The following is a 20,800-nucleotide window of genomic DNA, read 5'->3' on the forward strand; positions in this document are numbered from 1 at the left end:
GGCGGGCGGCGGGCGGAGGCGGGCCGACCGGCCGTCGAGCGGTCGCCGGCCGGTGCCCTGCGGCGGGTCCCGCCGCCACCGGTCCGCGGCTCCGGGCGGACCGGGCGCGGCGGCGTCGCCGAGGGGCGACCGCACCGGGCGGCCGTCCCGACCTCCGCCCGGTTCCCACCACCGGCCCCCTTCGGGGACCTGCGCGGAAGGAGGAGCACCGATGACCGCGCCCACCCTGCTGGAGGCGTTCGAGCACCAGGTGCGCCGGACACCCGACCACGTCGCCGTGGAGTGCGACGGCCGCACCACCACCTACGCCGAGCTGAACGCCAGGGCCAACCGGCTGGCCCGGCTGCTGATCGGCGTCGGCGCGGGACCGGAGGAGGCGGTCGCGCTGGTGCTGCCCCGGTCGGTGGAGCTGCTGGTCGCGCTGATCGCCGTCGTCAAGACGGGCGCGGCCTACGTCCCCCTCGACCCGGCGCACCCGGCCGGCCGCAACCGGCTCATCCTCGGCGAGGCCCGACCGGTGGTGGTCGTCGGCTGCTCCGGGGCGGTCGCGGACCTCGGCGTCGACGCCGGGCTGCTGCTGCTGGTCGACGCCCTCCCGCCGGGCGGCGCCACCTCGGGCGGGAACGTCGACGACACCGAACGCCTTCGTCCCCCGCACCCCGGCGACCTCGCCTACGTGCTGTTCACCTCGGGGTCCACCGGGACGCCGAAGGGCGTCGCGGTCACCCACGAGAGCTTCGCCAACCTGTTGCAGGAGTTCGCCTCCCGCCTCGACCTGTCCACATCGGACGGATTCCTCGCGCTGACCACCGCGGGGTTCGACATCGCCGGGATCGAGCTGTTCGTGCCGCTGATCAGCGGCGCGCGGGTGGTCCTCGCCACCGGGGACGAGCAGCGGGACCCGGTGCGCCTGGCCCGGATGCTCGGGCGCGACGACATCACCGCGGCGCAGGCCACTCCCGCGTCGTGGCAGTTCCTGCTGGACACCGGCCAGGTGGACCTCACCGGCGTGTCGGTGCTGGTCGGCGGCGACGCCCTGAGCCCGCGCCTGGCCGCGAGCCTGCTGGCCACCGCGCGCGAGGTGACCAACTGCTACGGCCCGACCGAGACGACCGTCTACTCCACGGTGAAGGCGGTGCGCGTCGCGGGGGACGCGGCCTCGATCGGCGCCCCGGTCCGGGCGACCGGTGCGCACGTGCTGGACGGGTCGCTGCGCCCGGTCGCGCCCGGCGAGCTCGGCGAGCTGTACATCGGGGGCGCCGGAGTGGCGCGCGGCTACCTCAACCGGCCCGCGCTGACCGCCGAGCGGTTCGTCGCCGACCCGTTCGGCCCACCGGGCGCGCGCATGTACCGCACCGGCGACCTGGTGCGGCCCGGGCCGGACGGCGAGCTCGCCTACGTCGGTCGCGCGGACTCCCAGGTCAAGATCCGGGGTCACCGGGTGGAGGCGGGGGAGGTCGAGGTCGCGGCCGGCGCGCTCCCCCCGGTGACCGGGGCGGCGGCCGTCGTGCGGGAGGACGAGGTCGGCGGTCGGCGGCTCGTGCTGTACGTCGTGCTCGCGCAGGGCGCCGACGCCGACCCCGCGGCACTGCGCGGTGCGCTCGCCGAGCGCCTGCCCGACTACATGGTGCCCTCGGCCGTGGTGGTCCTGGACCGCTTCCCCCTCAACCCCAACGGAAAGCTCGACCGCGCCGCGCTGCCCGCGCCGGACTACGGACCGGCGCCGGGCGGGGACGCGCCGCGGGACGAGCGCGAGGCGGCCCTGTGCCGGCTGTTCGCCGAGGTGCTCGGCGTCACCCGGGTCGGCGCCACGGACAGCTTCCTCGACCTGGGCGGCCACTCCCTGATGGCGAACCGGCTCATCGGCCGGCTCCGCGCCGACCTGGGCGTGGAGCTGTCCCTCCACGACTTCTTCGCCGGGCCCACCGCCCGCGAGGTCGCCGGCCGGCCCGGGCGCCCGGCCACCCCCGGCCCCGCGCCCACCCGGCGCCCGCGCCCGGACCGGGTTCCCCTGTCCCACGCGCAGCGCCGGATGTGGTTCCTCAACCAGTTGGAGGGGCACGGCGCGGTCTACAACATCCCCCTGGTGCTGCGCCTGCGCGGGCCTTTGGACGTCGATGCGCTGAGGGCCGCCCTGGCCGACGTGGTGACCCGGCACGAGACCTTGCGCACGGTGTTCCCGCAGGCCGAGACCGGTGAGCCCTGGCAGCGGGTGCTGACCGCCGACGAGGTCGACACCCGGCTGCCCGTGGTGCGCTGCGCCGGCCCCGCCGACGTCGAGCGGGTCCGCCACACCTTCCTGCGGCAGGGCTTCGACCTCGCCGCGGACCAGCCGGTGCGGGCGCAGGTCGTGGTGACCGGCCGCGACGAGCACCTGCTGCTCCTGGTGGTGCACCACATCGCGGCGGACGGCTGGTCGACGGCGCCGCTCGCGGCGGACCTGTTCCACGCGTACGCGGCCCGGCGAGCCGGGCGGGAGCCGGTGTTCGCGGAACTGCCGGTGCAGTACGCGGACTTCACGCTCTGGCAGCGCGGGCGGCTCGGCGCGCCCGACGACCCCGGCAGCCGCCACGCGCTCCTGCTCGACCACTGGACGGCGGCGCTGGCGGACCTGCCGGAGCAACTGGACCTGCCCCATGACCGCGCCCGGCCGGCACGGGCCTCCTACCGCGGCGACACCGTGGGCCTGGCGATCGACGCGCGGTCGCACCGGGAACTCGTGCGGCTGGCGCGGGAGGAGCGGGCGACCGTCTTCATGGCGGTGCACGCCGTGCTCGCCGCCCTGCTGACCAGGCTCGGCGCGGGGACGGACGTCGTGGTCGGCAGCGCGGTCGCCGGTCGGGACGACGACGCGCTGCGGGACCTGGTCGGCTTCTTCGTCAACACCGTCGTCCTGCGGACCGACACCTCCGGCGACCCGGGGTTCCGCGAGCTGCTGCGCCGGGTGCGCGACGCCGACCTCGACGCGTTCACCCACCGGGAGTTGCCGTTCGAGTCCCTGGTGGAGGCGGTGAACCCGGCTCGCTCCCTCGCGCGGCAACCGCTGTTCCAAGTGCTGCTCGTGGCTCAGAACACCGAGGCGGAGCGGTTCGCCCTGGACGGCCTGGAGGTGTCGGCGGAGGAGCCGGGGATCGGTGTCGCCAAGTTCGACCTGACGTTCAGCTTCACCGAACGGACGACGGCGGACGGCGCCCCGGCGGGCATCGACGTGGTGGTGGAGTTCGCGACGGACCTGTTCGACCGGGCGACGGCGGAGCGCGTCGCCGGGTACTTCGCCCGGTTGCTCGGCACGGCCCTCGCCGACCCCGACGAACCGGTGGGCCGGCTGCCGATGATGACCGACGACGAGCGGCGGCTGGTCCTGGAGACGTGGAACGACACGGCCCGGCACGTCGCGCCGCTGACCCTGCCCGAGCTCTTGGTGGCGCAGGCGGCGCGCACCCCGGACGCCGTGGCCGTCCGGTACGAGGGCGAGGCGGTCACCTACGCCGACCTGGACGCGCGGTCCAACCGGATGGCGCGGCTGCTCGTCGGGATGGGCGCTGGGCCGGAGGAGACGGTCGCGCTGTTCGCGCCGCGGTCGGTCGCGCTGGTCGTGGCGATGCTGGGGGTGGTGAAGGCCGGTGCGGCCTACCTGCCGGTGGACCCGGACTACCCCGACGACCGCGTCGGGTTCATGCTGCGGGACAGCGAGCCCGTGTGCGTGCTCACCACGACCGCCACGGCGCCGAGGGCGCCGGTCGGGGCCCGCCAGGTCGTGCTCGACGGCGACGACGTGGCCCGGCGGCTGGCCGCGCAGTCCGACGCCGAGGTGACCGACGCGACGCGCACCAGGCCGCTGCTCCCCGATCACCCGGTCTACGTCATCTACACGTCCGGCTCGACCGGCCGGCCGAAGGGGGTCGTGCTGCCGGCGCGGGCCGTGGTCAACCTGCTGGCCTGGCACGCCGAGGTGGTGGGCGGCGGGCCGGGCACCACGACCGCGCAGTTCGCCTCGCTGAGCTTCGACGCCGCTGCGCAGGAGATCCTCTCCGCGCTGACCTCGGGGAAGACCCTCGCCGTCCCGCGCGAGGACGTGCGCAAGGACGCCCAGCAGCTCGCCCGCTGGATGGCGCGGCACCGGGTCAACGAGCTGTTCGCGCCGACGCCCGTGGTCGAGAGCCTCAGCGAGGCCGCCCGGGAGTTGGACCTCGACCTGCCGGACCTGCTGGAGATCGCGCAGGCGGGGGAGGCGCTGACCCTGCACCGGTCGATCCGCGAGTTCTGCGCGCGGCAGCCGGACCGGCGGGTGCACAACTACTACGGCCCGACGGAGACCCACGTGGTGACCGGGTTCACCGTGCCGCCGGCGGCGCTGGCGGCGGGGGAGCCGCCGCCGATCGGCGGCCCGATCTGGAACACCCGCGCCTACGTGCTGGACCACGCGCTGCGCGTGGTGCCGGTCGGGGTCGCCGGCGAGCTCTACCTCGCCGGGGTGCAGACCGCGCGCGGCTACCTGAACCGGCCGGGGCTCACGGCCGAGCGGTTCGTCGCGGACCCGTACGGCGATCCCGGGTCGCGGATGTACCGGACCGGCGACCTGGCGCGCTGGCGGGCGGACGGCACGCTCGACTTCCTGGGGCGCCGGGACTTCCAGGTGAAGATCCGGGGGTTCCGCGTCGAGCCGGGCGAGGTCGAGGACGTCCTGGCGCGGCTGCCGGACGTGGCGAGGGTGCTGGTCGTCGCCCGGGAGGACCGGGCGGGGGACAAGCGGCTGGTGGCCTACGTCGTGCCCGAGGGGGCACGACGCCCGGACCCCGGCGCGCTGCGCCGGGCCTCGGCGAAGGTGCTGCCCGAGTACATGGTGCCCGCCGCGGTCGTGGTGCTGGAGACCTTCCCGTTGACGCCCAACGGGAAGGTCGACCGCAGGGCGCTGCCCGCACCGGACTACGCGAGCGCGTCGCGCGGCGTCGCCCCGCGCACCGAGCGGGAGAAGACGCTCTGCCGGCTGTTCGCCGACGTCCTCGGCGTGCCGCAGGTCGGGGCGGACGACAACTTCTTCGACCTCGGCGGGCACTCGCTCCTCGCGACCCGGCTCGTCAGCCGGATCCGGGCGGAGACGAGGTGCGAACTGGGCATCACCGACCTGTTCGACAGCCCGACCGTGCAGGGCGTGGCCGAGCGCATGGAGGAGGCGCCCCGGGCGCGGCCGGCCCTGCGGAGGGCGTCACGACGATGAAGGAGGATGCGATGCGGGCCCTGGAGACGAACGTGGCCGAGGTCGTGGAGGCGTACCGGCGGCAGGGTTGGGCCGTGCTCGCGCACGGGATCGACCCGCTGCTGCTGGCCGACCTGCGCGCGACCGTCAGCCGCATCTGCGGCATGGTCCGGCCCGAGGTCGTCCACGAGGAGGACGGCGAGACGGTGCGCGCCCTGCACGGCTGCCACCGCTTCGACGACGTGTGCGAGCGGCTGGTCCGCCACCCGCTGTTCGTGGACCTGGCGGAGGCCGCCGTGGGCGACTCGGTCTACGTCTACCAATTCAAGATCAACATCAAGTCGCCGCGCGAGGGGAAGCGGTGGCCCTGGCACCAGGACTTCGCGTTCTGGGCGGTGGAGGACGGGATGCCGGAGCCCGACGCGGTGAACATCGCGATCAACCTGGACGAGGTGCACGAGCGCAACGGCCCGCTCACGGTGCTGACCGGGTCGCACCGCCTGGGCCTGGTCGGCCCGCCCGCCGGGAGCGGGTCCGCCCCGTCGACGGGCTGGCAGGACCACGTGTCGGCGAACCTGACGCACAGCGTCGACGACGCGGTGGTCCGGGAGCTGGCGGCCGAGCACCCGCCGACCAGGCTCCTCGGCCCCGCCGGGACGATCAGCCTCTTCCACCCGAGCATCGTCCACTCGTCGTCGGACAACCTGTCCGACGACCGGCGCACGATGCTGTTCATCACGTACAACTCCGTGCGCAACGCACCGCGGCACGTCACCCGGCCCAGCTTCCTCGTGGACCCGGACACCACCGCGGTGACCAGGCTCGGCGCCTGACGGGCGGGGGCGCGACCCGGTCAGTCGCCGAACTCGATCGTCCCGGTGCGCCTGCCGCTCTCCGCGAACCGGCGGAAGGACAGCGCCGCCACGCCGAACCACCCGGCCGCGACGCACAGCTCCACCGCGGCCGGACCCAGCACCGCGCCGGTGGGCCCGCCCGCCAGCAGCGACCGCACCGCCTCCAGCCCGTGGGTCACCGGCAGGACCTGGGCCACCGCGTGCAGCGGCTCCGGCCAGAACGACGACGGCACCTGCACCCCGCACAGCACCATCAGCGCCAGCCCGCCCAGGTTCCCCACCAGGTTGCGCAGTTCCACCCGCCGCAGCGCCAGCCCCGCCAGCACCAGGCCGAAGCAGTACGTCGACACCGACACCAGCGCGATCAGCGGCACCGCCGCCAGGGCGGTCGGCATCGGCATCGGCACGCCGAACAGCGGGCCCAGCACGAACAGCGCGATCGACGCGCACGCCGTCCCGTCCAGCAGCCACTGCGCGCTGCGGCCGACGAACAGCGTGAAGGGGCTGCTCGGCGCGGCCACCAGCAGCGGCAGCGTGCCCAGCTGCCGTTCCCACGCCGTCGACGCGCACACGAACATCGACACCAGCGCCGCGATGTAGACGGCGTTGCCCACCAACAGGAAGTGCGTGCGCTCCTCCGAACCCAACAGCCGGCCGATCACCGCGAAGAACGCGACCTGGCACAGGATCCTGGAAAGCCACGCGAACGACCACGTCCGCCACGTGTAGATGGCCTTGAGGTCGGCGCGCGCGCTCGCGACCGCAGCCGCCAGCACGCGGGCCTCGTCCCGCATCACGCGAACACCACCGCCCCCGTCGTGCGCACCCGGCGCAGCACCACCGCCAACATCAGGACCCCGCCCAGGTAGCCCAGCGACCCCAGGCCGAGCACGACCGCCAACCGGGCCGCCACGTCCGGCACCGGCGCGGCGCGCAACGTGTCCCGCACCAGGTCCGTGGACCAGGACAGGAACACCGCCCGGCTCACCGGCTGCAACCACGACGGCAGCAGGTCCGTCGGCACGACCGCGCCGCTGAGCAGGTAGAAGGGGTAGGACAGCGCGTTCTGGAAGGTCCGCGCCGACCGGGCGAGCACGAACACGCCCGCCATCGCGGTCGCCGTGCCCACCATCGCCACCACGGTCACCGCCAGGGTCGCCACCAGCACGCCGACGTGCCGGGAGTCGACGACCACGCCGAACGCCAGCCACGCGACGGCCAGGCTCTCCAGCAGCGCCACCGTGCTGATCACGGTCACCGTCGCGGTGCGCCCCAGCACCACCACCGCCAGCGGCGCCGGGGTGCCGATCACCGCCTCCAGGGTGCCGTTCGCGCGGTCGGAGTCGATGATGTCGCCGGACACCACCATCGCCATGCTCCACACCGCGATCACCGTCGAGCCGACCACCGCGTACGGCGCCAGGTCCGACCGGCCCGCGTGCTGCATGATCGCCAGCAGCGCCAGCGTGAACAGCGGCGTGTTGAACAGCGCCGCCAGGTCGGCCGGCCCGCGCAGCAGCAGCGCCTGGAACCACGCCGCGGACAGGAAGACGCGGATCACCGCACCGCGCTCCCGCGATCGCCGATCACGTGCAGGTACACGTCGGCCAGCGACGGCCTGCCGGTCGACATCGTGGTGACGCCCGCCCCCGCCAGCACCTGCACCGCCGCGCCCGCCGCGCCCTGCGCGTCGGTCTCCACCACCGTCGTCCGGTCCTGGGTGGACACCGCGCGCACGCCGGGCACCGCGCGCAGCGACCTCACCGCGTCCGGCGGCACGTCCTCGGCCACCACCCGCTCGTACTTGGTTAGCCAGCCGCCGATGGTGCGCGGGTCCTCGGTGGCGAGCAGCCTGCCGCCGTCCACCAGGGACACCCGGTCGCACACGTCCTCGGCCTCGGCCATGTCGTGCGTCGTGATCAGGACGGTGCGCCCCTCCTCGCGCAGTTCCCGCACCAGCGAGCGGAAGTCGCGGGCCGCCACCGGGTCCATGCCCACGGTCGGTTCGTCCAGGATCAGCAGGCCGGGGTCGCCGACCAGGCCGCGCGCCAGGTGCAGCCGCTGCTTCATGCCGCGCGAGAAGGTCTCCACCCGCTCGTCCGCCCGGTCGGCCAACCCCAGCCGCTCCAGCAGCCGGTCGGTCCGCGCCCGGCCCACCGCGCGCGGCTGCCGGTACAGCGCCGACCAGTAGCGCAGGTTCTGCCGTGCGGTGAGCCTGCCGTACAGACCGCGCTCACCGCCGAAGACGATGCCCACCAGCGGTCGCACGGACTTGGTCCCGGTCACCACGTCGTGACCGAACACCCGTGCCGTGCCCGAGGTCGGCAGCAGCACCGTCGACAGGATCTTGCACAGCGTGGTCTTGCCCGCGCCGTTCGGGCCGAGCAGGCCGTGCACCTCGCCCACCGGCACGGTCAGGTCGAACCCCGACAGCGCCGTGCGCGGCGGTTGCCGCCTGCGCGCGTACTCCCGGCCCAGGCCGATGACCTCCACCGCGTCCACGGCTCACCCCTCGTCCAGCAGTGGCAGCCGCGCCACCGCCTCGTCGTACTGGTCCTGGGTCACCAGCGGCTGGTCGACCAACAGGTAGTCGCCGACCGGGCTGGCCAGCAGCGCGCCGCCGGGGTAGGCGCGCACGACGGAGGAACGGCGCGGCGCGGGCGGTTCCCGCAGCAGCAGCCCGCCCACCGGCCTGCCCTCGACCAGCGCCCGGGTCATCGCGTCGGCGCCGGCCGGAGCGGACGGCGGCGTCCACGCGCCCCGCCGCTCCCGCTCCCGCTCGGCGGCGGCGCCCAGCGGCTCGACCAGGCCGCCGAGGCAGCCCGGGTCCACCAGGGCGGTGGTGAACTCCAGCAACTCCAGCAGCTCGGGGGCGACCCGCCAGCGCTCGGCGGCGGCCACCAGGTCGGCGGCCACGGCCGCGCACGCCGGCAACCCGCCCAACACCGCGGTGTCCACCGCGTCCTTGAGGCCGTACGGCCGCTGGAAGCGCTCCTCGGCCAGCGCCAGCAGGTCCGCCACCACGGGGTCCTCCGGCAGCTCCGCCCGCACCCGCACCGGGCCGACCCCGCCCGCGAACGCCGCCGTCGACAGCTCCACGGAGTGGTGCCGGTCGAGCAGCGGGTCGTCGCCGGGCCACGTCAGCTGCACCAGCAGGTGCCGGTCGGGGTGGCCGTACAGGGACACGTGCATGTCGGCCACCGGCGCCGCGCCGCGCACCGCGCGCACCGCGCGCCACAGCTCGTCCTCGTCGGCCACCACCACGTCCAGGTCGCCGACCGGGCGCAGCAGGCCGGGCGGGTAGTGCCCGGCCAGCGACGGGCCCTTGAGCACCCGTGCGCCGGTCTCGGCGGCGAGCGCGGCGACCACCCGGCCGTAGGCGTCGCGCCGCCGTCGCGCGCGCCGCAGCTCGTCGCGCGCGCCGCTGCCCAGCACGTGCCCGTCCCGCTCGTACAGCGACAGCAGGAGCATGGGCAGGGTCCAGCCGCGGCAGCGGGCGGCGGCCAGCAGGACATCCGGGTCCCCGTCCTCGTCGACGCCCAGCGCCCGCGCGCACAGCCGCAGGTCGATCCCGGTGCGGGTGGTGGTCATCTCCGCCGTCCTTCCGGTCGCACCACGGTGATCAGGTCGGCCGACACCGCCCGCGCCGCCTCGGCCACGCCGTCCGCCGACACGGCGCGCGTCGCCGCCAGCAGCGCTTCCGGCGACCACGGCGCGGTGCCGGCGCGGGTGCGCACCCCCAGCGACCGCGCCGCCTCCAACGGGTCCTCGGTGTCCACCAGCGTCCGCACCTCCAGGCCGCGCTTGGCCGCGCCCAGGTCGTCCTCGGTCGGCCCGCGCTCGGCCAGGTCCGCCAGCAGACCGCGCACCACGTCCACCACTCGCGTGCCGTCGCCCTCGTCGACGCCGACCAGCACCCGCCACGCGCCGGCCTCGGTGTAGGCGCGGTCCCACGCCTCGAACGCGTAGCCCAGGCCCAGTTCGTCGCGCAGCCGCCGGTACAGCAGCGACGACGGGCTGGACCCGAGCAGCGCCGCCAGCACGTCGTAGTCGGGTCGGCGCGGGTCGCCCGCGCCCGGCGACCGCGCGCCCAGGCACACCCACGCGAAGCCCGCCGGCCAGCGGGGGTCCTCGTGGGCGGTCGGCGGCAGCGGCTCCGGTCGGACGTGCGGCGCGGTGGCGCCGGGCGGTGGGCCGGAGCCGCGCGGCAGCTCCGGCGGGCGCGGCCCGACCACCGCGAGGTGGGCGGGCGCGCCCCGGAACCGGGTCGCGTGGTGGGCGCGCACGGCGTCCGGGCCCGCCGTGCGGATGCCGGCCGGGGTGCCGCCGACCGGCCGGCCCAGCGGGTGGCCCGGGAACAGCGCGGCCAGCACCGCGTCCTGCACGACCTCGTTCGGGTCGGCCGCCGACGTGACGAGCTCGCGCCGCACCACCGCCTTCTCCGCCGCCACGGCCGCCTCGGACAGGTCCGGCGCGAACGCCGCCCGCAGCAGCAGGGCGATCACCTCGTCGGCGTCCTCGGCGCGCACCCGCGCGTAGAACTGCTGCTCCTCCAACCCGGTGTGCGCGTTCACGCTGCCGCCCAACCACTCGGCGCGCGCGCCGAACGACCGGCCGTCCACCGGGGCGGACATCACCAGGTGCTCCAGCAAGTGGGTCAGGCCACCCAGGCCCGGGGGGTCCGCGCGGGAGCCCAGCGCCACGGTGAGGCAGATCCCGGTGGTGCGCAGGCCCGGTCGGACCTCCGAGGTCACGGTGAGCGCGGGGTCAGCCACCGGCGGACCGCCCCTCGTCCAGCGGCAGCGACCAGTACGTCGTGTCGCGCCGCCACCCGTTCGCGGTCAGCTTCGCCAGCACCCGCGCGGCGTTGTCGTCGTGGCCGGACACGTACCCGCGCAGCGGCAGGCCCAGCCCCCGCGCGTGCCGCACCACCGCCGAGGTCAGCAGCGCCGAGGCGCGGGACCCCCGGCGGGCGGGCAGCACGAAGGTGTCGAACAGCTCCAGCCTCGGCCGGCCGGTCAGCTCGTCCTCGTCGGGCACCACCGTGGCGTGCCCGGCGAAACCGCCGCCGTCGTGGGCGACGAACACCGCGCCCTCGGCCAGGGCCTGCCCGAACACCCGTTCCGCGTGCTCGCGCAGCGCGGCGGTGGCCACCGGGCTGCCCGCGCCCCGGTACCCGTCGGCCATCGCCTGCACCAGCAGCGGCACCACGTCGGGCGCGTCGTGGCCGTCCGCGCGGCGCACCACCCACCCCGGCTCGGGGTCGGCGGGCGCCAGCGCGTCGGTGGCCAGCACGTAGCGCATGTAGGCCCGCCCGGTGGCCGGTTCCGGCGCACCCGCCGGCAGCACCAGCACCACCGCCTCGGCCCCGGGGTGGCGCTCCCGGACCAGGTCGACCAGCGGTGGCGTCGGCACCGGGCCGCCCAGCGGGGTCGCCAGCACGCGCGGGCTGCCGGTGACCGGGTCGGCGTCCGGCGCCAGCACCACCGGCTCACCGGCCACCCGCACCAGCAGGTCGCTCCCGACCAGCTCGGCGGCCAGCTCCGCGCGCACGCCGCGACCGACGAGGTCCGCGACCGGGTCAGGAGGCGACGACACAGGTGTAGCTCCCCAGCACTCGGGACGCGGCGGCGCGCACGTCGGCGTGCGCCACGTCGGCCAGCAGGCGCCGGGCGCGGTCGACCGGCGGTTCGGCGGGTTCGTGGTGCGCGGACCACGTGCTGTTCAAGTGGGCCAGCGCCACCGGGTCCTCGTGGTCGAGCAGCACCGCGCCGACGGCCTGCCGCCGCGCGGCGGCGAAGCCGGCGTCGCCCAGCGCGCCGTCCGCGACCTCGCGCAGGCAGTCCCGGATGGTCTTCTCCACCCGCTCGACCTCGGCGGGCGGCGTGCCGGCCACCACCGACCAGACGCCGACGTCGTCGTACGCGGTGTGGGTGGACCGGAGCTGGTAGCTGACGCCGAGTTCGCCGCGCAGGCGCTCGTAGAGCACCGAGCCGGGCGTGCCGCCGACCGCCGCGGCGAGCACCTCGGTCGCGGCCCACCGCGGGTCCGCGCGGCCGGCGCCCTCGCCGCCGGCGACCAGGTAGGCGTACTCCGCGCCCGGCGCGACCCCGGCGCCCGGCGCCCCGCCGGACCCGCGGGGGACGACCGGCCGGGGTTCGCGGCGCACGGCGGCGAGCCCGCCCGCGCGCAGCGCGGCCAGCACCTCACCCAACAGGGCGGCCGGCCCGACCAGGGAGATCCCGAGCGGGGCGGACCGCAGGTTGGCCCGGTGCGCCCGCAGCACGTCCGCCGCGCCGAACTCCGGGAACGGCACCGGACCACCCACCGGGCGCGCCAGCGGGCGGCCGGCGAACAGCGCGCCGTAGAACGCCTCGTGCGCCACGTCGACCGGGTCGTCCGCGGCGGCCAGCAGCTCCTGCACGACGACCTGGCTCTCCGCCGCGCACAGCGCGTCGGTGACCGCGGGCGCGGTCAGCGCGGCGTCGAACCGGAGAGCGCACTCGACGGCGGCCTCCGGCGGCACCCTCGTCCAGAAGAACAGCGACTCGTGCGAGGTGGACGCGTTGGACTGGCCGCCGGCCGAGTCGACCCACTTGCTCAGCGAGTCGCCACCCGCGCCGGGCGCCGCCATCACCAGGTGCTCCAGCAGGTGCGCCAGTCCGGGCGCGTCGAGGTCATCGGTGCGCGAGCCCGCGCCGACCACCGCGCACGTGGTCACGCTGCGGACGCCGAGCGACCCGTCCAGCACGACGCGCACGCCGTTGTCCAACATCTCGACCGCGAACACCGCTGCCCCTCCTCGATGGGCGACGCGGGGGTGGGCCCGGCCCACCCCCGCACCGGATCACTTGCCCTTGCCCTTCACGACCAGCTTCGGCCGCAGGTTCGCGGTGTGCTTGCGCGTCATCTCAACCTCCCTCCGGGTGGTCCGGGAGCCCGTTTCCGGGCGCGCAGTGAATTCGGACGACAAGGGGAATTGAGCGGGCCGGACCGCCGACACGTGTTCCCCCGGTTCACGTCCGGTGTCGAGCGGTAATCGCCTCGGCGCCGCCACTCCAGTAATACCCGGACTCGTCGGTGCCGGCAAGGGAAAGGACCGGGGGTGCGCTGCGGTTGTCGCCGGCGCCGCGAGCTGATCCGATGCCCGCGTGATACCCGGTCGACAGCGTGCCGTCAACCAGGTGTTCGACTGATTCGGGCGGCCGGCCGAGCAGCGTCGGGATCGAATCCGAAAAGTTTCCGGGGGTGGGTGTGCAACTGTGGAGCGGTTCGTTGACAAAGCTCGCGGAGGGCTGGGAGTTTCGGTTGTCCCGGGCAGTGCGACCGCGCTGCGAAATGGAGTCGGAAATGGTGGGCGACGAGTGCGGGGCGGTGTGCGGGCCGTCGGCGGTGACCGGACCCGGCACGTTCGCGGAGGGGGCCGGTGCGCCGGTTCGAGGAGCGGTCCCGCCGGGGCGAACCGGCCCTCGCCGTCGCGCGGCGCCTCGCGGCGGCAGGCGGCGCCCTCCGCCGCGGCTCCGGTCGACCGGTGATCCCGTTGCCGGTCAGCCGCGCCGGCGCCTCGCCGCCCGGCGGTGTCGTGGTCCCCGCCGATCCCGCGCGGACCGCCGGCCGGCCCGGTGCGCCGCGCCTGCCGCGAGGGGCCTGCCCGGTTCGCCCACCGGCCTCGCCACCCCCACCGCGCTGGGCCGTGACCGCCGTCGGCCGGCGACCTCGCGCCACCTCGCCGCGTCCGGCGCGTTGCTCCGGTTCGCCGGTCGCGGCGGCGACCGGGTCGCCCGGCGCGCGCCCACCCGTCCGGGCTGCTGAGCGAACCCCGTGCGGGGTTGATGTGCCGGCCGGGTTTCGCCGGTCCCCGACCACCGTGCTGCCGCGAAGGAAGAGGAGTCGGCGCCACCCGGCGCACCGGCGTCCGCAGGCCCCCGTTCGCCGCGCCGCGCGGGTGGAGGTCGACGGGTGCCGGACCCGCCGGGGAACCCGACCACCACCCGTTCCGGTCGTGGATCTCAACGGGTGACAGGCGTTGCCCCGCGGTCGGAAGCCTTGTTACATTGGCCGATAGTCACCATTTCGTTGCGTTACGCAGTTTGTGCGGGTGCAGGGCTTGCCGGTACGCACGTGGGGCTTCATCGGCGGACGTTGTCCGCCCGGCCTGCTTCCGGCTCGGATCACCCGGCCCGCGTACGACACGGCAACACCTGGGGGGAAGTAGTGGCGGAAGGGGTGGCCCCGCTCGTGCGGGCCGCAGGAGAAGGGCGTCTCGCGGACCTCGACCAGCACCTCGCGCGGTGCACGCCCGGCCGGGTGCCGCTGGACGAGCTCGTCGTCGGCGAGTCGCCGAGGATCGTCGGGGTGGATCCCGAGTACGCGCGCGCCCTGGTCGAGGTGGACGACCGGTTGCCGGCGATCGTCGTGAACCAGCGCACCATGGAGATCATCGACGGCCGGCACCGGCTGCACGCGGCGCGGCTGCGCGGCGAGCAGGTGATCGACGTGCTGTTCTTCGACGGGACGGCCGACGAGGCGTTCCTGCTCGCGGTGCGGCTCAACGCCGTGCACGGGCTGCCGCTGAGCCAGGCCGACCGCAACGCGGCCGCGCGGCGGATCATCGCCGCGCACGGCGCGTGGTCCGACCGGGCGATCGCCGGCGTCGTCGGCCTGTCGGCCAAGACCGTGGGGGCGCTGCGCCGCGTGGTGCCCGCCGGTGGCGCGCCGGTCCGGCTCGGCCGCGACGGCAGGGTGCGCCCGCTCAACACCGCGGAGGCGCGCCGCCGCGTCGGGCAGCTGCTGGTGGAGCTGCCCGAGGCGAGCCTGCGGGAGGTCGCCCGGCGGGCCGACGTCTCCGTCGGCACGGTTCGCGACGTGCGCCGCCGCCTGCGCGTCGGCGCCGACCCGGTGCCCGTGCGGCAGCGGCGGGCCGAGCGCGCCGGCACTCCGCCCCGCCCGGTCGGCGAACCGTGCCCGCCGCCGGACCTGGGTTCGCTCAAGCGCGACCCCTCCATGAGGTTCAGCGAAATCGGCCGGGGCATCCTGCGGATGCTCGACGTGGGCACCTTCGGCGCGGAGCAGTGGCAGCGCTACACCGACATGGTGCCCGCGCACGCGATCGGCGCGCTGGCCGACGCGGCCCGCCGCTGCGCCGAGTCGTGGGAGCTGTTCGCCCGGCAGTTGGAGGAGCGCGAGCGCCGCAACTCGGACACCTGGATGGCGCTGTGAGCGTGCCGCCCGTCCCGGTGGCGCGCCACGCGCGAGTTCCCCGGGGGGCGCGAGCCGTGCCCGCCGCCCGGCCGGCGCGCTCGGCCGCGCTCCAGCGCCGGTGAGCCGTTGGCGCAGCCGGGGGCGTGACAGGGGGACCCCGTCGCCGGTTCTCCGGCAGGGCGTTCCGCGACGACGAACCGAGCGCCTCACCTCCCGGCTGAGCCGGCTCAGCCGGCCGACCGGTTGCGCAGGGTGCCCCTCGCCCACCCGGTGAAGGTCGTCGTCGGCACACCCATGCGCGCGGCGAACTGCGGGCGCGCCGGCGCGGGGTGGGCGCTCATGTGCTGCTGTGCTTGGAAGAACGCCCTGAGGGGGCCCTCCGCTGGGACGTGCTCGGGACCGGGGGGCAGTTCGATGTCGGTCCCGAGTGCCCGGGACAGGGCCTGTGCGGCCTCGCGGAAGCTCAGGACGTCTCCGGCCAGTTCCAGTTCGACGCCGTGGAAGCGCTCCGGTTCTGCGAACGCCGCGGCGGCAGCGGCTCCGATGTCGTCCACCGCGACGAAGGGGTGTGCGACGTCGAGGTCGACGGCGACGACAAGCCGGTTCGAGGTCATGTCGGCGAAGTAGGGCGATGGTCGGACGAAGTTCTCCATGAACGTGGCCGGCCTGAGGATCGTCCACCGCGGAAAGCCCGCGGTCCGCACCAGGTCCTCGACTGCGGCCTTGCTGCGGTAGTAGTGCCGCACGAAGGAGCCCCAGCGCTGCTCGTCGAAGTGCTCGACGTCGATCGTGCCGACGCCCGAGACCGAAGTGTGCACCACGTGCCCGACCTGCGCCCGTCGGGCGGCCTCGACCAGGTTGTGGCCGTGGCGGACTTCGGGGTCGCCCGGCAGGCCGGTGATGTCGGGCACCTGCACCGAGAACACCGCGCGGGCGTTGTCGAGGGCCGCTTCCAACGACGGGACGTCGTCCAGGTCTCCTCGCACGAGGACGGCTCCGAGTTCGCGCAGGGCGGCGGCGCGCTCGGTGCCGGTGTCGCGCACCAGCGCCCGGACCGGGACGTCGGAGGCGAGCAGCGCGCGGACCACGGCGCCTCCCTGCTTGCCGGTCGCTCCGGTGACCAGCACGAACGGCTGTGACGAGGGCATGGCGTTCCTCCGCTCAGTAAGTGGGGTGGCACCCCGTTTTACCTGGGCTACGATATGGGGTGTCACTCCGTTTTGTCCAGCGAGAGGTCGTCCCGATGGCGAGCAGCGGGCCCAGGTCGCAGCGGGCGGACTGGCAGCGCAATCACGAGCGGCTCCTGGCGGCGGCCCGGCCCCTCGTCGCCCGCGACGGCGCCCGGGTCTCCTTCGAGGAGGTCGCCCGCGAGGCCGGCGTGGGTTCGGCCACCCTGCACCGGCACTTCCCGTCCCGGCGCGCGTTGCTCGACGAGGTCTTCCACGAGACCGTCGAGCACCTGCGCCGGCGAGGTGACGAGCTGGCCGGCGGTGACCCCGGCGCGGGCCTCTTCACGTGGCTGGAAGAACTGGTCGTGTCCGCTGTGGAGACCCGCGGCCTGACCGCCTCGTTGGAGGCCGACGTGACCGGGGGAGCGCCGTCCGCGGTGGACTGCCACGGCGTGGTGCGGGAGGCGACCGTGAACCTGCTGGACCGGGCGCTCGCGGTGGGCGCCGTGCGACCGGGGACCTCACCGGACGACCTGCTCACCCTCGGGACGGCCGTCTCCGTGGCCGCTGAAAGCGATCCGGCAGCGGCACGCCGCCTGCTCCACCTCGTCTTCGACGGCCTCCGGCCCTGATCCGGAGACAGGGGACCCCGCGTGCGCCCGCGGATCTTCCGGGTGGCCGCCGCTCGCAGTCGCACCAGCGGGACGCGGCGGTGGCCCGCGTCGGCGCGAGCCGGCGCTCACGGCCGGCTCGGCGCGCGCGGGTCTCACTCGGCGACGACCAGCCCCACCCGGTAGGCGAGGACCACCGCCTGCACGCGGTCGCGCAGGTCGAGTTTGGTCAGGATCCGGGAGACGTAGGTCTTCACGGTTTCCGTGGTGATGCACAGCCGCTCGGCGATCTCCGCGTTCGACAGGCCCGCGGCGATCTGCTCGAGCACTTCGAGTTCCCGGCGGGCGAGGGTCCGCCGGACGTGCTCCCGGGCCGGGTGGGTGGTGTCGGCGGGTCGCAGGCGCTCGGCGAAGTGGCCGATCAGGGCTCGGGTGACGGCCGGGGCCACCAGCGATTCCCCGGCGGCGACGGTGCGCACGCCCTTGACCAGTTCCGCCGGCGGCGCGTCCTTGAGCAGGAACCCGCCGGCGCCGGCCTTGAGCGCCTCGTAGACGTACTCGTCGACGTTGAAAGTGGTGACCACCAACACCTTCGCCGGGTTGTCCACGCCGGGCCCGGCCAGCCTGCGAGTGGCCTCGATACCGTCGAGGACGGGCATGCGGATGTCCATCACCACGACGTCCGGGCGCAACCGCAGCGCCTCCTCGACGGCCTGCCTGCCGTCCGCGGCCTCGCCGACCACCTCCATGTCCGGTTGCGCCGAGAAGATCGTGGTGTACCCGGTGCGCACCAGCTCCTGGTCCTCGCACACCAGAACCCGGATGGTCATGACTGCCTCCGTGACGGGATGAGCGCGTGCACCCGGAACCCGCCTTCGGGCCGGGCCGCGGCCACCAGTTCACCACCGAGCATCCGCACCCGCTCCCGCAGCCCGCTCAGACCGCGCCCGCCCGACCCGACCGCGGGCGTGCCCGCGGACGTCCCGTCCGTCGTCACCTCGATCTCGATCCGGTCGTCGTGATCGCCGATCTCGACCCGGGTCCGGCGCCCCGCCGCGTGCTTCATCGCGTTGGTCAGCGCCTCCTGCACCACCCGGTACGCCGCCAGCTCGACGTCGACGGCGTGCTCGCGCCGGTCGCCCCGCCTGGTCAGCTCGACCGGCTGACCGGACAACCGGGCCTGCTCGACGAGGTCGCCGACCCGGCCCAGGGCCGGCGACCGGTCGGCCCTCGCCGAGTCGCCCGTCGCCTCCAGCACGCCGAGCAGGTGGCGCAGCTCCGTCAACGCCCGGCGGCCCGTGGCGCTGATGGCGTCGAGCCCTTGCCCCACGCGTTCCGGCGACCCGTCGAGCAGGAACTGCGCCGCGTCCGCCTGGACGACCATCGCGGTCACGTGGTGGGTCACCACGTCGTGCAGGTCCCGGGCGATGCGGGCCCGCTCCGCGGCGGTCGCCACCTCGACACCCAGCCGGCGGTTCTCCGCCTCCTCGGCGCGCCACCGGCGCATCGCGGCCCCGGCCATCCACATCACCACCAGGTTCAGGTAGAAGACGACGAGCACCTGGGGGCGGCTGGGCGAACCCAGCAGGTGCAACGTGATCGCCAGCCCGGTGTAGCCCGCGGTCGCCACCGCCGCGGTGACCCGGCGATGCCGGACCTGGTGCGCCCCGACCGCGAAGAGCGCCAGGTAGAGCCCGATGCCGGCGATGGTGTCCGGGTAGCCGAACGCCTGGTGCAGCGCGAAGGCGGCGCCGGTGACCGCCAGGCAGCCGGCCGGTCGGCGCCGCCTGACCGCCAGCGGCGCGGCTTGCGCGATGACCAGCACGAGCGCGAGCGCGTCGACCGGGCGCTTCGGCAAGTCCCCGAGCTGAGGGCCGATGGTCGACACGGTCGGCACGAACGCCAGGGCCGTGAGAGCCAGCGCGAACAAACCGTCCTTAATGGACGGGGACAGTCTCTGCCACCCTGGGAGCACCGCGCGAGCGTACTGGTCAAGCCGCGGCTTCGGCACGGCGCCGGATCCGATCGGTGCGGGCGGCGCGGCGCAGCAGGACGGCGGTGGGCACGACGCAGACCAGCAGCGCGATCAGGCTCGCCTCGGGCCCGAAGGCGCCACCGGTCAGCGCGGCAGGACCGGACAGCGTGGTCCGCAGCAGCCCGTGCGGCGCCTCGGCCGAGCCGGACAACGCGACGCCGAAGATGCCGGCGTGGGTGAAGTTCCAGGCGAAGTGCAGGCCGATCGGCAGCCACAGCGAACGGGTCGCGACGTAGGCGGCGGTCGTCAGCACCCCGCCGGTCAGGGCGATCGACAGCACGCCCCAGAGCGTCGCTTCGGCGTTGACCGAGTGCGTCAGACCGAAGATCAGCGACGACAGGACCAGCGCGACCGCGGTCCCGGCGCGTTCCTCCGTGATCCGGAACAGCACGCCGCGGAACAGCACCTCTTCGGTGACCGCGACGCTCGCCGTCAGCCCGGCGGTGCCGAGGCAGCCCCCGATCGAACCCCACGAGACGTCCTGCCGGCCGCCGAACACCCCGATCAGCAGGATCAGCGCGACGAACAGCCCGGACCCGAGCACCGCCCCGCGCCACAGCTGGGACCACACCCGCACCGCGGCGAGTTCGGGGATGTCCGCCCGCTGCTCCACGACCTGCGACAGCTTGCGGTAACCGGCCACGACAGCGATGGCGGAGGCGGCCCCCAACGGCAGGGCGAGCAGCACAACGGGCGACACCAGCCGCATGACGACCGCGTTCGCCAGCATCACGACGGTGAACGCGACCAGCAGCACGGGGAGCCGATACCTGCGCAGCCGCCCGGTTCCCTTCGATCGAACCATTGCCCTCGTCCTCCCTGTGGCGATCTCCTTGTGCGACACAGAGATTAGGAATCCGGACCGGCCGTGGAATCCCGCTGGGAACGACAACCCGGGTAGCTCTCAGGGGGGACAACGGGCCTTACCCCGGGTGTCGCGGCGACCAGTCCGACGCGGTCCAGGTGCTCGGTGAGCTTCCCCCGACAGCTCGGAGGCTTCCCGGACGTGGTCCGGTGGGGCCTGCTGGGAGTCGTCCGGGTGCGACGGGTCGAGCTGGCGTGGCGGTGCGACGGTTCCCCCGCGCTCCGGCAGTCTGTACCGCCATGGGAACGTTGACCTACGGCATGAACGTCTCGGTGGACGGCTACACCGTCGACGCGAACGGCGACCTCGGCTGGAGCACGCCGGACGACGAGCTGCACCAGTACTGGAACGACCGGACCGGGCAGATCGCGCTGTCGCTGTACGGGCGCAGGCTGTACGAGCTGATGGCGGCCCACTGGCCGACCGCCGGCCAGGCGCCCGACGTGCCCCCGGTGGAGGCCGAGTACGCCCGGCTGTGGCTTGCGATGCCGAAGGTGGTCTTCTCCCGGACCCTGGAATCGGTCGGTTGGAACTCCCGGCTGGAACGGGGTGACGTGGTCGAGACCACCAGGAGGCTCAAGGCCGGGACCGACGGCCTGATGGAGGTGGGCGGCGCCACGCTCGCCGCGCCCCTGGTCCGGGCCGGCCTCGTGGACGAGTTCCACGTGCTGGTCACGCCGGTCGCGATCGGCGGCGGCACACCGTTCCTCCCGTCGCTGAACAGGTGGTTGAAGCTGGAGCTGGTGGAGAACCGCACCTTCGGGTCTGGTGCGGTCCTCCTGCGCTACAAGTCCGTCCGCGACTAGCGGACGCCGACGACCGGCCCCCGGCGGGCGCCGCGCCCCGAACGGCCGGGCACGCGGACGTT

16 protein-coding genes are annotated in these 20,800 nt (G+C 75.0%); 5 read left to right on the forward strand and 11 right to left on the reverse strand.

Annotated features, from left to right (window positions below):
* Nucleotides 1–211 precede the first annotated feature (211 nt).
* Together JOE68_RS26570 and JOE68_RS26575 are read left to right on the forward strand one after the other, a co-directional pair.
* Nucleotides 212–5,218, forward strand: a complete 5,007-nt coding sequence (locus JOE68_RS26570; RefSeq protein WP_204845057.1) for a non-ribosomal peptide synthetase — start codon at nucleotides 212–214, stop codon at nucleotides 5,216–5,218.
* A gap of 11 nt (nucleotides 5,219–5,229) precedes the next feature.
* Nucleotides 5,230–6,030 carry a phytanoyl-CoA dioxygenase family protein gene (locus tag JOE68_RS26575; RefSeq protein WP_204845059.1) on the forward strand — a complete coding sequence of 267 codons (801 nt, stop codon included), beginning with the start codon at nucleotides 5,230–5,232 and terminating at the stop codon, nucleotides 6,028–6,030.
* A 20-nt stretch (nucleotides 6,031–6,050) separates the two neighbouring features.
* Here JOE68_RS26575 and JOE68_RS26580 read toward each other — a convergent pair whose 3' ends face one another.
* From JOE68_RS26580 to JOE68_RS26610, 7 genes are read right to left on the reverse strand one after another with little or no spacing between them, the layout of a single operon-like run.
* A complete protein-coding gene (locus JOE68_RS26580; RefSeq protein ID WP_239564852.1) occupies nucleotides 6,051–6,845 on the reverse strand; it encodes an ABC transporter permease in 795 nt (264 codons plus the stop codon).
* Nucleotides 6,845–7,612, reverse strand: coding sequence for an ABC transporter permease (locus tag JOE68_RS26585; RefSeq protein ID WP_204845062.1), 768 nt, complete (start codon nucleotides 7,610–7,612; stop codon nucleotides 6,845–6,847). The genes JOE68_RS26580 and JOE68_RS26585 overlap by 1 nt, the downstream gene beginning before the upstream one ends.
* On the reverse strand, nucleotides 7,609–8,553 hold the full coding sequence (locus JOE68_RS26590) for an ABC transporter ATP-binding protein (RefSeq protein WP_204845064.1): 945 nt from the start codon (nucleotides 8,551–8,553) through the stop codon (nucleotides 7,609–7,611). The genes JOE68_RS26585 and JOE68_RS26590 overlap by 4 nt, the downstream gene beginning before the upstream one ends.
* A gap of 3 nt (nucleotides 8,554–8,556) precedes the next feature.
* Complete coding sequence (locus tag JOE68_RS26595) at nucleotides 8,557–9,642, reverse strand: nucleotidyltransferase family protein (protein ID WP_204845066.1); 1,086 nt, start codon at nucleotides 9,640–9,642, stop codon at nucleotides 8,557–8,559.
* Entirely contained in the window at nucleotides 9,639–10,826 is a 1,188-nt protein-coding gene (locus tag JOE68_RS32300; protein ID WP_204845068.1) for a M16 family metallopeptidase, read from the reverse strand. The genes JOE68_RS26595 and JOE68_RS32300 overlap by 4 nt, the downstream gene beginning before the upstream one ends.
* Nucleotides 10,819–11,649: a GNAT family N-acetyltransferase gene (locus tag JOE68_RS26605; RefSeq protein ID WP_204845070.1), complete on the reverse strand. Its 831-nt coding sequence runs from the start codon at nucleotides 11,647–11,649 to the stop codon at nucleotides 10,819–10,821. The genes JOE68_RS32300 and JOE68_RS26605 overlap by 8 nt, the downstream gene beginning before the upstream one ends.
* Complete coding sequence (locus tag JOE68_RS26610) at nucleotides 11,633–12,841, reverse strand: M16 family metallopeptidase (RefSeq protein ID WP_204845072.1); 1,209 nt, start codon at nucleotides 12,839–12,841, stop codon at nucleotides 11,633–11,635. Before JOE68_RS26610 ends, JOE68_RS26605 begins: the two co-directional genes overlap by 17 nt.
* A gap of 1,436 nt (nucleotides 12,842–14,277) precedes the next feature.
* Here JOE68_RS26610 and JOE68_RS26615 point away from each other — a divergent pair.
* Nucleotides 14,278–15,270 (forward strand): ParB/RepB/Spo0J family partition protein, encoded by a 993-nt coding sequence (locus JOE68_RS26615; protein WP_307819914.1) that lies wholly within the window; start codon nucleotides 14,278–14,280, stop codon nucleotides 15,268–15,270.
* 209 nt (nucleotides 15,271–15,479) lie between these two features.
* Here JOE68_RS26615 and JOE68_RS26620 read toward each other — a convergent pair whose 3' ends face one another.
* A complete protein-coding gene (locus JOE68_RS26620; protein WP_204845074.1) occupies nucleotides 15,480–16,400 on the reverse strand; it encodes an NmrA/HSCARG family protein in 921 nt (306 codons plus the stop codon).
* A gap of 95 nt (nucleotides 16,401–16,495) precedes the next feature.
* Between JOE68_RS26620 and JOE68_RS26625 the strand changes: the two genes are divergently transcribed.
* A complete protein-coding gene (locus JOE68_RS26625; protein WP_204845076.1) occupies nucleotides 16,496–17,053 on the forward strand; it encodes a TetR/AcrR family transcriptional regulator in 558 nt (185 codons plus the stop codon).
* Nucleotides 17,054–17,187: 134 nt separating this feature from the next.
* Here the strand turns inward: JOE68_RS26625 and JOE68_RS26630 are convergent, their stop codons facing one another.
* From JOE68_RS26630 to JOE68_RS26640, 3 genes are read right to left on the reverse strand one after another with little or no spacing between them, the layout of a single operon-like run.
* On the reverse strand, nucleotides 17,188–17,862 hold the full coding sequence (locus JOE68_RS26630; protein WP_204845078.1) for a response regulator: 675 nt from the start codon (nucleotides 17,860–17,862) through the stop codon (nucleotides 17,188–17,190).
* Complete coding sequence (locus JOE68_RS26635; protein ID WP_443705451.1) at nucleotides 17,859–19,043, reverse strand: sensor histidine kinase; 1,185 nt, start codon at nucleotides 19,041–19,043, stop codon at nucleotides 17,859–17,861. The genes JOE68_RS26630 and JOE68_RS26635 overlap by 4 nt, the downstream gene beginning before the upstream one ends.
* A complete protein-coding gene (locus JOE68_RS26640; RefSeq protein WP_239562367.1) occupies nucleotides 19,024–19,872 on the reverse strand; it encodes a CPBP family intramembrane glutamic endopeptidase in 849 nt (282 codons plus the stop codon). The genes JOE68_RS26635 and JOE68_RS26640 overlap by 20 nt, the downstream gene beginning before the upstream one ends.
* A 299-nt stretch (nucleotides 19,873–20,171) precedes the next feature.
* On the opposite strand from JOE68_RS26640, the gene JOE68_RS26645 reads away from it, so the two are divergent.
* Nucleotides 20,172–20,738 carry a dihydrofolate reductase family protein gene (locus tag JOE68_RS26645; RefSeq protein ID WP_204845082.1) on the forward strand — a complete coding sequence of 189 codons (567 nt, stop codon included), beginning with the start codon at nucleotides 20,172–20,174 and terminating at the stop codon, nucleotides 20,736–20,738.
* Nucleotides 20,739–20,800: the final 62 nt, after the last annotated feature.

This window comes from Saccharothrix algeriensis (genome assembly GCF_016907655.1).
GTDB lineage: Bacteria > Actinomycetota > Actinomycetes > Mycobacteriales > Pseudonocardiaceae > Actinosynnema > Actinosynnema algeriense.

Coding starts and splice junctions, on each gene's coding strand:
- JOE68_RS26625 (WP_204845076.1), top strand. CDS start 16,496: ATGGCGAGCAGCGGGCCCAGGTCGCAGCGGGCGGACTGGCAGCGCAAT.
- JOE68_RS26640 (WP_239562367.1), bottom strand. CDS start 19,872: ATGGTTCGATCGAAGGGAACCGGGCGGCTGCGCAGGTATCGGCTCCCC.
- JOE68_RS26595 (WP_204845066.1), bottom strand. CDS start 9,642: ATGACCACCACCCGCACCGGGATCGACCTGCGGCTGTGCGCGCGGGCG.
- JOE68_RS26620 (WP_204845074.1), bottom strand. CDS start 16,400: ATGCCCTCGTCACAGCCGTTCGTGCTGGTCACCGGAGCGACCGGCAAG.
- JOE68_RS26630 (WP_204845078.1), bottom strand. CDS start 17,862: ATGACCATCCGGGTTCTGGTGTGCGAGGACCAGGAGCTGGTGCGCACC.
- JOE68_RS26575 (WP_204845059.1), top strand. CDS start 5,230: ATGCGGGCCCTGGAGACGAACGTGGCCGAGGTCGTGGAGGCGTACCGG.
- JOE68_RS26570 (WP_204845057.1), top strand. CDS start 212: ATGACCGCGCCCACCCTGCTGGAGGCGTTCGAGCACCAGGTGCGCCGG.
- JOE68_RS26645 (WP_204845082.1), top strand. CDS start 20,172: ATGGGAACGTTGACCTACGGCATGAACGTCTCGGTGGACGGCTACACC.
- JOE68_RS26580 (WP_239564852.1), bottom strand. CDS start 6,845: ATGCGGGACGAGGCCCGCGTGCTGGCGGCTGCGGTCGCGAGCGCGCGC.